The organism is Mycobacterium hubeiense, assembly GCF_002838065.1.
Classification (GTDB): domain Bacteria; phylum Actinomycetota; class Actinomycetes; order Mycobacteriales; family Mycobacteriaceae; genus Mycobacterium; species Mycobacterium hubeiense.
The window spans coordinates 120,860-134,162 of the sequence record NZ_PIZU01000003.1 but is presented as its reverse complement, the minus strand read 5'-3'; the positions used below and the strand labels follow the sequence as shown (position 1 = coordinate 134,162).

Here is a 13,303-nt window from a genome sequence, read left to right as displayed (position 1 = left end):
ATCGTATATGCCACTGGGATCTTCCGGTAAAGCCTCCGTCGCGATCGTCGGATCCGGCAACATCAGCACCGACCTGCTGTACAAGCTGCTCCGCTCGGAGTGGCTGGAACCCCGCTGGATGGTCGGCATCGACCCTGAGTCCGAAGGCCTCGCCCGGGCCCGCAAACTGGGCCTTCAGACCAGTGCCGAGGGTGCGGACTGGTTGCTGGGCCTCGACGAGAAGCCCGATCTGCTGTTCGAGGCCACCAGCGCCTACGTGCACCGCGAAGCCGCGCCGCGCTACGCCGAGGCCGGCATCCGCGCCATCGACCTGACTCCCGCGGCCGTCGGCCCCGCGGTCATCCCGCCGGCCAACCTGCGCGAGCACCTGAACGCACCGAACGTCAACATGATCACCTGCGGCGGGCAGGCCACCATCCCGATCGTGTACGCCGTTTCTCGCGTCGTCGACGTGCCCTACGCCGAGATCGTCGCCTCGGTCGCGAGCGTCTCTGCGGGACCCGGCACCCGGGCCAATATCGACGAATTCACCAAGACCACCAGCAAGGGCGTCGAGACCATCGGCGGCGCCAAACGCGGCAAGGCCATCATCATCCTCAACCCGGCCGAGCCGCCAATGATCATGCGCGACACCATCTTCTGCGCCATCCCCGAGGACGCTGACCACGACGCGATTGCCCAGTCCATCAAGGACGTCGTCGCCGAGGTGCAGACGTACGTGCCCGGATACCGGCTGCTCAATGAGCCGCAGTTCGACGAGCCGTCAGTGGTCAACGGCGGCAACCACGTCGTCACCACATTCGTCGAGGTCGAGGGCGCCGGGGATTACCTGCCGCCGTATGCGGGCAACCTGGACATCATGACCGCGGCGGCCACCAAGGTCGGCGAGGAAATCGCGAAGGAAACTCTGGCCGACGAGCGCTTGCGCGAGGAGCAGACAAGCGGAGTAGGGGGTCCTCAGAAATGACCGACATCTTCTTCAACCCGATCTGGGACATCCGCATCACCGACACGTCGCTGCGCGACGGGTCGCACCACAAGCGGCACCAGTTCACCAAGGAGGAAGTGCACGCGATCGTCGCGGCGCTGGACACCGCGGGCGTGCCGGTGATCGAGGTCACCCACGGTGATGGCCTCGGCGGGTCTTCGTTCAATTACGGCTTCTCCAAGACGCCCGAGCAGGAGCTGATCAAGCTGGCCGCCGAGACGGCCAAGGAAGCCAAGATCGCGTTCCTGATGCTGCCCGGCGTCGGCACCAAGGAAGACATCAAGGAGGCGCAGAACAACGGCGGCTCGATCTGCCGGATCGCCACCCACTGCACCGAGGCCGACGTGTCCATCCAGCACTTCGGCCTGGCCCGCGAGCTGGGCCTGGAAACGGTCGGGTTCTTGATGATGAGCCACACCATCCCGCCGGAAAAGCTTGCGGCACAAGCCCGGATCATGGCCGACGCCGGCTGCCAGTGCGTCTACGTCGTCGACTCGGCCGGCGCGCTGGTGCTCGAGGGCGTGCGTGACCGGGTGGCCGCGTTGGTCGCCGAACTGGGTGACGACGCACAGGTCGGCTTCCACGGGCACGAGAACCTCGGGCTCGGGGTGGCCAACTCGGTGGAGGCCGTACGCGCGGGGGCCAAGCAGATCGACGGGTCATGCCGGCGGTTCGGCGCGGGCGCGGGCAATGCGCCCGTCGAGGCGCTGATCGGGGTGTTCGACAAGATCGGCGTGAAGACCGGCATCGACTTCTTCGATATCGCCGACGCCGCCGAGGAGGTCGTGGCCCCGGCGATGCCCGCCGAATGCCTGCTCGACCGCAACGCGCTGATCATGGGCTATTCGGGCGTGTACTCGAGCTTCCTCAAGCACGCCATCCGCCAGTCGGAGCGCTACGGCGTGCCCGCGCATCAGCTGCTGCACCGGGCCGGCCAGCGCAAGCTGATTGGCGGGCAGGAAGACCAGCTGATCGACATCGCGCTGGAGATCAAGCGCGAGCAAGAGGCCGAGGCGGCTGCGACGTAGGCCACTGAAAATTGCGCCCAGGGCTGTGATTTCGTCGAACCAACAGTCCTGAGCGCAAAATCGCGGCTCAGTCAGGGCATGTACAGCGTCGGGCCGCCACCCGGGCCGATCGGCACGACCTCGTAGCTCCCACCCGGCTTCGATGGCGTCTGACCGTCTGCGGCCGACCCCGCGCTGGGCGCCTGAACGACTTCGCCCGGGCTCTGCGGCGCGGTCTGCGCCGTTGCCGGTGGCGCCTCGCACTTGCCGGCCGCCGCGTTCCAGTCGCCGCCGGAGACGATGCAGCAAGCCTGCGAGTCTTGCTGCCATTGGTCATAGCTGATATCGCCGAGTTCGTACTGACGGGTAGGGATCTCGATGCAGTCGTCGAATTGTCCGACGTCCCATTCCCGCTCCGCGCCGGAGACCGCGGGCTGTGCGAGCGCACCGATGGCCAGTGCCATGACGGCGCCCACCAGAATTCGATGTGTGTGCATGTGTACCTCCAATTGCAAAGCCGGCCGCTTCCCCCGCAAACGCCGTGTTGACGTGACGAGATCTACCGTCGCGAATCGGTGTTGCAGATCCGTTGAAGCGCCGTTGCGCAGGCGTCAGCCGTCGAGCAAATAGCGGTGCATTCCGAGTTCGGCGCACTGCGCCTCGAGCGCGTCGAGCAGCCGTTTCGCTTCATCGGTGCACCCCGCGGCGCGCAGGGCGGTGACCAGTAGACGGTTCGCTTGCAGCAACGCGCGCGGGCGACCTTGAGGTTGCAGTCTTTGCACCCAGGCTTCGGTGCGTGTCAAGGCCAGATCGGGCTGCGATGCGAACAGCTTCCGGATCTCTGCCTCGTCCCGAAGCTGAGCCGTCGCCTCGCCCAATCCGCCATCTGGAAGTGGGTCGTACTCGATGCGGCCGACAACCGGCAGTCCCAGCCGCCACCTTTCATTGTCGATGTGGGCTCGCAGCCTTGGCAGCTGTAGCGTCGCCGCGACACGCGCACCTTCCTCGAGTCGGGCGGCGGCGGTTTCGCGGTCGCCGCGCGCCGCCTTGACGCGCGCAGCCACCGCATGGCGCAGGATCAGGAATTCGACCGTGCCGCCCGCCGAGCCGAACTCGTAACTCTCGTCGAGCAGCCGGTCGGCTTCGTCCACATCGCCTCGCTCGTACAACAGTTCGCCGAGAAGTGCGCCGGGAAGAAGTGCGGCATCCGAATGGCGGATGCCTCCGTATTGCTCTGCCATCGCCAGTGCCTCGCGGAAGCGGCGCTCGGCCTCGTCGACGTCGAGTTGCTCGCGTGCTGCCATACCGGCCAGGCAGTGCCCGTAAATCCGGCTGAAGGGATTCTCCGTTTGGTGGTAGGGCGCCGCCCAGAGTTGCCACCGGACGGCAGCGGCGAAATCGAACCGCCAAATCGCAACGAACGAGGCAACATTCGCGGCGACGCTGACGAGAAAGGGTGGTGCTGACTCGGGCCTTGACAGGCACTCGGCGACGAGCTCCTCGACCCGGGTCGTGCGGTCGGCCCAGCTGTTGAGCATCGCGCGAAGGACGTTGGCCTCGAGCCGCGCGCCACGAAGGCCGACCTCGGACACCCGGTCATGCCCAGCTGTGGCCTCGAAACCGTCCAGCGCGGCGTGCGCCGCCACGGGCTGCTGCAGCATCGCGTTGGCCCAGGCGACAGTGAGTTGCAGTCGCGGTCTGCGCTTCACCATGTGCGTCGGCAGCTTGGAGATGAGCGCGCGGAATGTCGACACTTTCGCCTGCCGGATCAAATCGACGCCGTGCAGCTCGATCAGTTCGACCGCTTGTTCCGCCTCGCCGGCCGCCGTCGCGTGGTCGACGGCCTCACGGAGCAGCTCATGTTTGGCGAACCACCGGGATGCGGTGGCATGCAGCCGAGTGACCCGCTCGGGATGGTCTCGCTCGAGCCGACGCTGTAAGAACTCCGCGAACAGGTGGTGGTACTGAAACCAGCTTCCTTCGCTGTCGAGCCGACGAAGGAAGAGATTGCGGTCCTCCGCCTCCTCGAGCAGCGCCCGCCCGTTGCTGACACCGGCCAGCGCAGCCGCCAGCTCAGCCGTAACCCGCTCGGTGATCGACGTGGCCATCAGGAAGTCGAGCATCGCCGGATCGAGCGCATCGAGCACGTTCTCTGCCAGGTACTCCCCGATTGGGCGGTGGCGACCGGACATATCGCTGATCAATGTGGCGGGATCGCTGCAGTCTCGCAGGGACAGTGACGCGAGCTGAAGAGCCGCGATCCACCCGCCGGTCGTCTGCTCCAGGTTGGCCACAGCTGTGTCGTCCAGACGAAGTCCGCCGAGGTCGACGAGAAAAGCTCGCGCCTCGGACGTATCGAAACGCAAAGTCGCCGCGTCGATTTCAACCAGCTCGTCGCGTACCCGCATCCTGCCGATCGGCAGATTCGACCGACTGCGACTGGTGGCGATCACCTGAAGGTGCGGGCCGCCGTGGTCGAGCAGGTAGGCCAGCGCACCAATCGATGCGGCGTCGGTCACTCGGTGCCAGTCATCGAGCACGACGGAAACCGGCTTGGCGCCGCGGTCTATCTCGTTGATCAGAGTCGTCAGCACGTAACGCTGCGCCGCCGCGCCCCGCTCCTCGAGAGCGTGCTGCAGCTCGTCCGACGGCACCGGCCGCACCACGCGTATCGCCTCTACGAGGTGTGCAAGCAGCCACACGACGTTGTTGTCTTCGTCGTCGATGGTCAGCCATGCCACCGAGGTGCCCTCCTCGATGAGCCCGGCGCGCCACTGCACGGCCAGCGTCGTCTTGCCGAAGCCCGCCGGACCGTGGATCAAAATCAACCGCCGGCGACCGCCGGCGCGCAACGGGTCGATCAAGCGGGCGCGTCGAACCAGGGCCCGTGTTGGGGTCGGCGGACGGTACTTCGTCGACGCGGCAGGCGGCGTATCGACACGTTTCCCGCCCGCGGCCGTCAGCGATGGATCCTGGCGCAGAATCGCGTTCTCCAGGTCCCGCAGCTCGGGGCCGGGGTCGACGCCGAGCTCATCGGCGAGGCGCCGACGCACAGCCGCCCCGACAGCAAGCGCGTCGGCCTGCCGGCCGGACCGGTACAGCGCCACCATGAGTTGGCAGTGCGGCCGCTCGCGGAAGGGATGATCGGCGACCACGCGTTCGAGCTGCGGGACCACCGAAAGATGCTTGCCCAACGCCAGTTCCGCGTCGACGTGGTACTCCAGCGCCACAAGTCGCAATTCGTCAAGACGCGCGACCTCCGCTTCCGCGAACTCGGGCGGCCCAAGGTCTTCGAGAACGCCGCCGCGCCATAGCTCCAGCGCTTTCATGAGCAATTGCGCCGCGCGTGCCGGCTCACTGCGACGCACCGCCTGCTGTCCGAGCCCGAGAAGATGTTCGAACTGTGCTGCATCGATCTGGTCGTCATGCACGAACAACCCGTATCCGGACGGGCGAGTCACCAGGGCGTCGTGCGCGCCGATGGTCGCCAACCGCGAGCGAAGCCGTGAGACATGCGTGCGAAGCGTGACGTCGGCGCTGGGCGGCGGCTGTCCTCCCCACAGCGCGTCGGCGATGCGGCTCGAAGGCAGCACCTTGTTCGGGTTGAGCAACAGCACCGCCAGCAATTCGCGCTGCTTGCGGCCGCTGAGACTCAGCGGTTGCCCGGAGCCTCCGCTCGCGGCGAGGGGTCCGAGTATCCCGAAGGATGGTCGTCCGCTCACACCGCCGCTCCGCCGAGTTTCACCAGGTCAGCGTATCCGTGCCACGGCCAGGCCCGACGCAGATCGTGGACATGTGGTTTCGGCCACGTCATCAAAATGATCCCTCGGTCCAGCGGCGTACCGGGGGCTTGTTTTAGCCTTCCCCGGCCATCGGTTACGCCTTCGGGAGCGGCCACCAGTGCCGCGTCGAGGTGGCGCCCACCCCGATCACCGAGGCGCTGACTGACGTCTACCTGGGTCTCGTTCGGGTTTCACGCCGCCCAGTTGTTTGGTCACCGCGTCCGCCGTTGCTACCAACGCGCGGGCGCGGTCGGCCGTCTCGTTGTCAGTCAAGGCTTTTCCGATGTGCATCGACGCCACCATGACCTGGCGCTGATAGAGGTCGTACACGGGCGCGGAGATCACGCTGATGTCCTGGCGTCTGCGCCCGCCCGAACCGTTCTCGTCGCGCAGATAGACCCGCTCGCCGATGTCGGACACCAGTTCGCCAAGCAGCGCCCGCAATTCGTCGGGCAGGTTGCTCGACATCCCGGCCATCAGCGAGTACAGCCGACGGCCGCCTGGCGTCAGGCGTTCGACCAGATACCCATCCGCGCGGCACGCCGCGATCACGCGGTCGAGGCGTTCGGAGTCGGTGCGCAGCGGGATGGTCGGCTCCTTCGACAGCCAATCGTGCAGTGCGCGGTCGTCCCACAGCACGAACATCAGGCCCACCGGCGGGGCGAACGGATAACTCTGTCCGACGCGCACCGCCGGCTTCACCTCAGGTGGGGCGACGACCTCCAGCAGCGTGATGCGGTCGTCGACGACGGCCGACAGCGCCGCGGTGGTCGAGAACGTCGTCGATAGCCGATGCAGCTCCTCACGGGCCGCGGGACTGACGCGCATCGACTCCTGGGCGGTGTGCCCGAGCGCGATGAGCGCAGGCCCCAGCCGGTAGGTCTTATCGCGGGCGTCGCGCACCAGATAGCCGGCGTCGGTCAACGTCGTCACGATGCCCAGGCACGTCGGCTTGCTCAGGTCGACGCGGCGGGCGAGCTCGGAGAGGCCGAACTGCTCATGGGGATGGCGGGCGAGGAAGTCCAGGATCGTCACCACCCGCGCGGTGGGTGGTGACGCACGGGACGACTCCGTTGGCATTGCAAAATTGTACCTGTGTGTTCCAGATATGGACCGATATGCGTCGTCGACGGCGTTGACGCGAGCTAGAACACGTTCTAGTCTTTTTTCAGAATCTCTACCGATGCGGTCCAATATTGAACCGCGAAGGGATGTGTCGATGTTCTCACAACCGCTGACCGAGGCGATCGCCGAGGCCGAGGAGCTGGTCAAGGCCGCTCCGTTCATCGAATCCGAAGCCGACCTGCTGGAGGGTCTGCAGTATCTGGCGGGGGGCATCGCCGCGTGCACCCATTTGGCTTTCGACTACGAGCGCGACCACCCGTTCCTGCAGAGCGGTACCGGGCCATTCACCAAAATGGGCCTGGACAACCCGGACACGCTGTACTTCGGCACCCGCGTCCTTGGCGGCCACGAGTACGTGGTGACGGGTAGGCGCGGCACGACAACGGACCTGAGCTTTCAGTTGCTCGGCGGTGAGTACACCGACGAGGGGGTGCCCGTCAGTGAAGCGGCCTTCGACGACCGCGAACTCGACGTCGCCGCCGACGGCACGTTCGAGTGGCGGTTCACCCCCACGGGCCCGTCGCAGTTGGTGATCCGCGAGGTCTACAACGACTGGTCGGCGCAGCGCGGAACGCTGGCCATCCAGCGCGTCGACACCGCCGGCACCGCACCGCCGCCACTGAGTCGCACGACGATCGAAAAGCGTTATGCCACAGCGGGTAAGCAACTGGTCCAACGCGTCAAAACGTGGCTTCAGTTCCCGCAGTGGTTCTACTTCAACATCCCGGTAAACACCATGGTGGCGCCGCGGCTGACACCGGGTGGTCTGGCGACGCAGTATTCGTCGGCAGGCCACTACGAGCTTGCCGATGATCAGGCGCTGGTCATCACGCTGCCGGTGACCGACGCGCCGTATCTGGGCTTCCAGCTCGGAAGCCTGTGGTACATCTCGCTGGACTACATCAACCACCAGACGTCGCTGAACGCCACGCAGGCCCAAGCAGATCCGGACGGCAAGATCCGCATCGTGGTATCCGACCGCAATCCGGGCGTCACCAACTGGTGCGAGACGTTGGGACACCGCAAGGGCTTTCTGCAGTTCCGCTGGCAGCGGGTATCGCGCGCGCTCACCGAGGCCGACGGGCCGACGGTTGAGCTCGTCGACTTCGACAAGCTCCCCGCATCGCTGCCGTACTACGAGTCCAACAAGATCTCCGAAGACGACTGGCGGAAGCGAATTGCCCAGCGCCAGTTGCAGATCGCCAACAGGATGGTGGGGTAGACATGCTGGAGAACAAAGTCGTCGTGATCAGCGGCGTGGGCCCTGCCCTGGGTACGACGCTGGCGCGACGCTGCGCCGAGGCGGGCGCCGACCTGGTGCTGGCCGCGCGGACGGTGGAACGGCTGGACGACGTCGCCAAGCAGATCACCGGGCTGGGTCGGCGTGCGGTGGCGGTGGGCACCGACATCACCGATGAGGCGCAGGTGGCCAATCTGGTGCAGCAGTCGTTGGAGGCGTACGGCAAGGTCGACGTGCTGATCAACAACGCGTTTCGGGTGCCGTCGATGAAACCGTTGGCCAACACCACTTTCGAGCACATCCGGGAAGCGATCGAGCTGACCGTGCTCGGCGCATTGCGATTGACGCAGAGCTTCACACCGGCGCTCGCCGAATCCAAGGGCTCGGTGGTCAACGTCAACTCCATGGTGATCCGGCATTCGCAGGCCAAGTATGGGGCGTACAAGATGGCCAAGTCGGCGCTGCTGGCGATGTCGCAGTCGCTGGCCACCGAACTCGGTGAACAGGGCATCAGAGTGAATTCGGTTGTGCCGGGCTATATCTGGGGCGACACACTGAAGAGTTACTTCAGCCACCAGGCCGGAAAGTACGGGACGACCGTCGAGGAGATCTACAAAGCGACGGCCGCACAGTCCGATCTCAAGCGGCTACCGACCGAGGACGAGGTCGCGTCAGCGATCCTGTTCATGGCCAGCGACCTGTCCAGCGGCATCACCGGCCAGACGCTGGATGTGAACTGCGGGGAGTACAAGGCGTGAGAACCAACGTCGGCACTGTCGAGGATTTACACGCCTCGGCCACCAAGGCCTGCGGCCTCGACGATTTCGGCCCCGACGACGACAACTACCGCGAGGCGCTCGGCGTGCTGCTCGAGTCGTACCAGCGTGACGAGGACCTCACCGAACTTGGCAGCAAGATGTCGAGGTTCTTCCTGCGCAACGCGTTGGTGGCCCGGCTGCTGTCGGAGGCGTCGTGGAAGCAGTACCCGCAGTATGCCGACGTGGCGATCGAGCGACCGATCTTCGTCACCGGGCTGCCCCGCACCGGCACCACAGTGCTGCACCGGCTGCTCTGCGCCGACCCCGCTCACCAGGGCCTAGAGCTGTGGCTGGCCGAATTCCCTCAGCCCCGACCGCCGCGCGAAACGTGGGAGTCCAACCCGGTATACGCCGAACTCGACGCGCGGTTCAAAAAGGCGCACGAAGAGAATCCCGACTACACCGGCCTGCATTACATGACCGCCGACGAGGTCGAAGAGTGCTGGCAGCTGCTGCGCCAGTCGCTGCATTCGTTGTCCTACGAGACGCTGGCGCATGTGCCGACCTACGCGCAGTGGCTGGCGCAGCAGGACTGGACGCCGTCGTATCGGCGGCACCGCCGCAACCTGCAGCTGATCGGATTGAACGACGCCGAAAAGCGTTGGGTGCTCAAGAATCCCAGTCATCTGTTCGCGCTCGATGCGCTGTTCACTGTGTACCCCGACGCGCTGGTGATCCAATGCCACCGGCCGGCCGAGACGATCATGGCGTCGATGTGCTCGCTGTCCGAACACACCACCGCGGGGTGGTCGAACAAGTTCGTCGGCGCGCAGATCGGGCAGGACGCGCTGGAAACCTGGTCACGCGGTCTGGAGCGGTTCAACGCCGAACGGGCCAAACAAGATCCGGCACAGTTCTACGACATGGACTATTTCGAGTTCATCAATGACCCCGTCGCCGAGGTGGAGCGCATCTACCGTCACTTCGGCTTGCCGTACACCGATGCCGCGCGCGCCGCGATCGCCGATAGTTACGCCGCCAGCCAACGGGGCCCCCGCGCGCCAAAGCACACCTACTCGCTCGCGGACTACGGGCTGGCCGCGGAGGTGGTCAAGGAGCGGTTCAAGGGCCTCTCCTGACATCTGCTCTCGTAACGAGCGTCAGCCGTCGCCCGGCGCGGGCGCCGACGACACTTCCTCCAAACACCCTTCGGCGACCGCATGTTTGATGCTGTCGGCCAATCGCGGGCAGGCGCGGATGCGGGCGGAATCACCGCCGGATTTACGAACCTCGTCGAAATACGCGCACCGCTGCGACGCTTCGGTATTCCACTGCACCGAGGTGTGCGCCGGGCCGAGCTTCTTGACGCCGACGGTCACATGGCAGAACCGGCAGTCCACCGGCACGAGCCCCGCGGTCAGATACCGCTCGCGGTCGCGTGCGGTGGCCTCTCGGACAGCGGCAGCGCGGTCGGGATCCGACGCGAAATCCGGTGCCTTGGACCACGATCGACGTCCGGGCTCGGCGGCGGGAGTGTCCTCGTCGTCGTGGGCGCCATGCAGGATCAGCATCGACCTCGCCAACTGGTCGACGTCGGGCTGCTCCCGCCATGCGCTCATGTGCTGGACTGCTCTGCCTTCTGACGCCTGAGGTTTTCCTCGACCTCGATGTGCCACTTCTCGTTGGCGGCCGTGGTGTCGACTTCCATCTCGAAGCGGTCCGTCATATCGGGTGTGATGTCGGCGACGTCGACGTAGAACTGCTGATACCACCGTCGCATCTGATAGACCGCGCCGTCCTCCTCGACCAGCAGCGGATTGTCGATGCGCGTCTTGTGCTTCCAGATCTCGACGTCCTGCAGGAAGCCCTTGCTGACGCCTTCGGTGAACGTCGTCGCCAGCTTCTCCGTCGTCGCCTCGTCCAATCCCTTTGGCTTCTCGACGATCACGCCCCACTGCAGTACGAACGAATCCTGCGTGACGGGGTAATGGCAGTTGATCAGGATCGACTCGGCCTTGTAGCCGCCGTAATTGTTGTGCAGCCAGTTGATCATGAACGACGGCCCGAAATACGAAGCCTCCGAATCCAGATGCGCCTCGCCGTAGGAGGTGCCGAGATCGTTGACATCCGGCCTGCCGACGTTGTGCAGGTACTGCGACGCGATGTGGCCCTCGAAGACGTTCTTGAAGTACGTGGGCAGACCGAAATGGATGTAGAAGAAGTGCGCCATATCGGTGACGTTGTCGATGATCTCGCGGCAGTTGCTGCCCTCGATCAACATCCGATTCCACTTCCAGTCCGTCCACTCCGGGTTTTCGAACTCCGGAATCTCGGGGATGCGCACCTCAGGCTGCGGAGGGTTGCCCTCGTGGTCGTGCCACACGAACAGCAGACCACCGCGCACGTCGGTGTGCCACGACCGAGTCCGTGCGAGCCGCGGCGTGCGCTTGGCGTAGGGCACCAACTTGCACTTGCCGTCGCCGCCCCAGCGCCAGTCGTGGAACGGACAGGCCACCTCGTCGCCCTTGATGGTGCCCTGGGCGAGATTGCCGCCCATGTGCCGGCAGTAGCCGTCGAGCACGTGCAGCTCATCCTGCGAGTCGGCGAACACCACGAGCATGGTGCCGAAGATCTCGACGCCGTGCGGTTTACCGTCCAGGAACTCCTTGACGGGCCCCAGGCAGTGCCAGCCTCGGGCGTACCGGTCGGGTAGGGCGCCGGTGTCGATCTCGCGGATGCCTGCTGTTTCGGTAGTCACGGTGGGCCTCCCGTTTCTGTGTCCCTAACTAGAACACGTTACAGTTTTTCCCTCCCGAGGCGCAATCCAAGCAGGTAATCCGCCTCTTCGCGCGAGCACTTATCGCTAGCCAACTGCGGTATAACCAGACGATGCCGTTGTACTCATTCGAGGGCCGATCCCCGACGATCGATCCCGGCGCGTTCGTCGCCCCCACCGCCACGCTGGTCGGCGATGTGCACGTCGAGGCGGGCGCCTCGGTGTGGTTCAACGCGGTCATCCGCGCCGATTTCGCGCCGATCATCGTCCGGCAGGGCGCCAACGTGCAGGATTGCTGTGTGCTGCACGCCCCACCGGGTATCCCGGTCGACGTCGGGCCGGGTGCCACCGTCGCCGCACGGCTGTGTGGTGCACGGGGTGCACATCGGCGCGGAGGCGGTGCTCGCGAACCACTGCACGGTGCTCGACGGCGCGGTGATCGGCGCGCGCAGTCTGATTGCCGCGCATTCGCTGGTGGTCGGCGGCACCAAGATTCCCGACGAGGTGGTGGTGACCGGCGCGCCCGCGAAGGTGCGTGGCCCGGTCGCAGGCACCGGCGCCGAGATGTGGGTGAACACCAACCCGGGCGCCTACCAGGATCTGGCGCGTCGGTACATGACGGGACTCGAGCAGCTATGACGGGCGGGCGAGTCGCGGCTTTGTGGCGCTATCCGGTCAAGTCGCTGGGCGGCGAGCCGATCGAACAGGCGACGATCGGGCCGCGCGGCGTGCTGGGCGATCGACTGTGGGCGGTGCGCGACGTGGAACGCGACGTCACCACGTCGGCTCGCCGCATACCCGCGTTGCTCACCGCGACCGCCCGCTATGTCGGCGAAGCTCCGCCGGACGCAGGGCCGGGCAATTCGCCGGAGGTCGAGATCACGTTCCCCGACGGCGCGGTCGTGTCCAGCCGCGACGACGCCGTGCACGCCAGGCTTTCCCAACTCGCCGGCCGCACGGTCCGATTGACCGCACTGCCGCCGGTCGACGACACCAGCCTGCACCGGCTGAGTCGCGCGGAACGCGCCAACACGTCGGTGACGTCGTTGCGCAGGGACTTCGGGGTCACCGATGAAGAGAAGTTTCCCGACATCTCGATGTTTCGGATGTCCGACATGGCGATGTTCGCCCGCTACTCCACGCCGCCGGGCATGTTTGTCGACCTCGCTCCCGTCCACGTGCTGAGCCAGACCAGCCTGGCGACGATCGGAGCAGAGATCGGCACCGAGTTGGATCCACGTCGCTTCCGCCCGAATGTACTGCTGGCGCTTGATGATTCCGACGAAGACCTTCCGGAGTCCGGATGGACGGGTGCGCGTCTCACAGTGGGCGGGGTGGTGCTTGACGTCGTCATGCCGACGATCCGCTGCGTCGTGCCCAGCCGCGCGCAACCGGGCATCGAGGTCGACCGTCGAGTGACTCGTGCGGTGGCCGCCAAGGCGCAACGCTGCCTCGGCGTGTACTGCGACGTCGAGAGCGCGGGCCGTGTCACGGTCGGCGACGCCGTTGCTGTCAGACAGCAGCGGCAGGGACCCTTGGCCGACGTTGCGCGGCGCTCCAAGCGGCTCGCGTTCCGCATGGCAACCTCGGCCGCGGATCGTCTGACACGACGGTGACGAGATCCCGA

The 13,303-nt window shown here is 65.9% G+C and carries 11 protein-coding genes and 1 pseudogene; 7 read left to right on the top strand and 5 right to left on the bottom strand.

Annotated elements, in window-relative coordinates; translation table 11 throughout:
* Positions 1–7: 7 nt before the first annotated feature.
* Entirely contained in the window at positions 8–967 is a 960-nt protein-coding gene (locus tag CWS39_RS03935; RefSeq protein ID WP_102141598.1) for an acetaldehyde dehydrogenase (acetylating), read from the top strand.
* Positions 964–2,016 (top strand): 4-hydroxy-2-oxovalerate aldolase, encoded by a 1,053-nt coding sequence (gene dmpG / locus CWS39_RS03930; protein WP_102141597.1) that lies wholly within the window; start codon positions 964–966, stop codon positions 2,014–2,016. The genes CWS39_RS03935 and dmpG overlap by 4 nt, the downstream gene beginning before the upstream one ends.
* A 71-nt stretch (positions 2,017–2,087) precedes the next feature.
* On the opposite strand, the gene CWS39_RS03925 is transcribed toward dmpG, so the two are convergent.
* From CWS39_RS03925 to CWS39_RS03915, 3 genes are all read right to left on the bottom strand, one after another.
* Positions 2,088–2,492, bottom strand: coding sequence for a hypothetical protein (locus CWS39_RS03925; protein ID WP_142386803.1), 405 nt, complete (start codon positions 2,490–2,492; stop codon positions 2,088–2,090).
* Between the two features lie 114 nt (positions 2,493–2,606).
* Positions 2,607–5,717: a BTAD domain-containing putative transcriptional regulator gene (locus tag CWS39_RS03920; RefSeq protein WP_102141595.1), complete on the bottom strand. Its 3,111-nt coding sequence runs from the start codon at positions 5,715–5,717 to the stop codon at positions 2,607–2,609.
* 207 nt (positions 5,718–5,924) lie between these two features.
* The gene (locus CWS39_RS03915) at positions 5,925–6,857 is read right to left on the bottom strand and encodes an IclR family transcriptional regulator (protein ID WP_102141594.1); all 933 of its coding nucleotides are present in this window, start codon (positions 6,855–6,857) and stop codon (positions 5,925–5,927) included.
* 139 nt (positions 6,858–6,996) lie between these two features.
* Between CWS39_RS03915 and CWS39_RS03910 the strand changes: the two genes are divergently transcribed.
* The 3 genes from CWS39_RS03910 to CWS39_RS03900 are packed head-to-tail and all read left to right on the top strand — an operon-like array spanning position 6,997 to position 10,039.
* Complete coding sequence (locus tag CWS39_RS03910; RefSeq protein ID WP_102141736.1) at positions 6,997–8,124, top strand: hypothetical protein; 1,128 nt, start codon at positions 6,997–6,999, stop codon at positions 8,122–8,124.
* A 2-nt stretch (positions 8,125–8,126) separates the two neighbouring features.
* Entirely contained in the window at positions 8,127–8,900 is a 774-nt protein-coding gene (locus tag CWS39_RS03905) for an SDR family oxidoreductase (protein WP_102141593.1), read from the top strand.
* Entirely contained in the window at positions 8,897–10,039 is a 1,143-nt protein-coding gene (locus CWS39_RS03900; RefSeq protein WP_102141592.1) for a sulfotransferase family protein, read from the top strand. The genes CWS39_RS03905 and CWS39_RS03900 overlap by 4 nt, the downstream gene beginning before the upstream one ends.
* 21 nt (positions 10,040–10,060) lie before the next feature.
* Here the strand turns inward: CWS39_RS03900 and CWS39_RS03895 are convergent, their stop codons facing one another.
* Together CWS39_RS03895 and CWS39_RS03890 are read right to left on the bottom strand one after the other, a co-directional pair.
* Positions 10,061–10,519 (bottom strand): hypothetical protein, encoded by a 459-nt coding sequence (locus tag CWS39_RS03895; RefSeq protein ID WP_102141591.1) that lies wholly within the window; start codon positions 10,517–10,519, stop codon positions 10,061–10,063.
* On the bottom strand, positions 10,516–11,658 hold the full coding sequence (locus CWS39_RS03890; RefSeq protein ID WP_102141590.1) for a 3-ketosteroid-9-alpha-monooxygenase, oxygenase component: 1,143 nt from the start codon (positions 11,656–11,658) through the stop codon (positions 10,516–10,518). Before CWS39_RS03890 ends, CWS39_RS03895 begins: the two co-directional genes overlap by 4 nt.
* Positions 11,659–11,789: 131 nt before the next feature.
* Between CWS39_RS03890 and CWS39_RS03885 the strand changes: the two are divergent.
* Together CWS39_RS03885 and CWS39_RS03880 are read left to right on the top strand one after the other, a co-directional pair.
* A pseudogene (locus tag CWS39_RS03885) lies at positions 11,790–12,315 on the top strand (gamma carbonic anhydrase family protein).
* Entirely contained in the window at positions 12,312–13,292 is a 981-nt protein-coding gene (locus CWS39_RS03880; RefSeq protein WP_199177949.1) for an MOSC domain-containing protein, read from the top strand. The pseudogene CWS39_RS03885 and the gene CWS39_RS03880 overlap by 4 nt, the downstream one beginning before the upstream one ends.
* Positions 13,293–13,303: the final 11 nt, after the last annotated feature.

Excerpts from the sequence above, each read along its gene's own strand:
- CWS39_RS03935 (WP_102141598.1), top strand. The coding sequence starts at position 8 with ATGCCACTGGGATCTTCCGGTAAAGCCTCCGTCGCGATCGTCGGATCC.
- dmpG (WP_102141597.1), top strand. The coding sequence starts at position 964 with ATGACCGACATCTTCTTCAACCCGATCTGGGACATCCGCATCACCGAC.
- CWS39_RS03925 (WP_142386803.1), bottom strand. The coding sequence starts at position 2,492 with ATGCACACACATCGAATTCTGGTGGGCGCCGTCATGGCACTGGCCATC.
- CWS39_RS03915 (WP_102141594.1), bottom strand. The coding sequence starts at position 6,857 with ATGCCAACGGAGTCGTCCCGTGCGTCACCACCCACCGCGCGGGTGGTG.
- CWS39_RS03910 (WP_102141736.1), top strand. The coding sequence starts at position 6,997 with ATGTTCTCACAACCGCTGACCGAGGCGATCGCCGAGGCCGAGGAGCTG.
- CWS39_RS03905 (WP_102141593.1), top strand. The coding sequence starts at position 8,127 with ATGCTGGAGAACAAAGTCGTCGTGATCAGCGGCGTGGGCCCTGCCCTG.
- CWS39_RS03895 (WP_102141591.1), bottom strand. The coding sequence starts at position 10,519 with ATGAGCGCATGGCGGGAGCAGCCCGACGTCGACCAGTTGGCGAGGTCG.
- CWS39_RS03880 (WP_199177949.1), top strand. The coding sequence starts at position 12,312 with ATGACGGGCGGGCGAGTCGCGGCTTTGTGGCGCTATCCGGTCAAGTCG.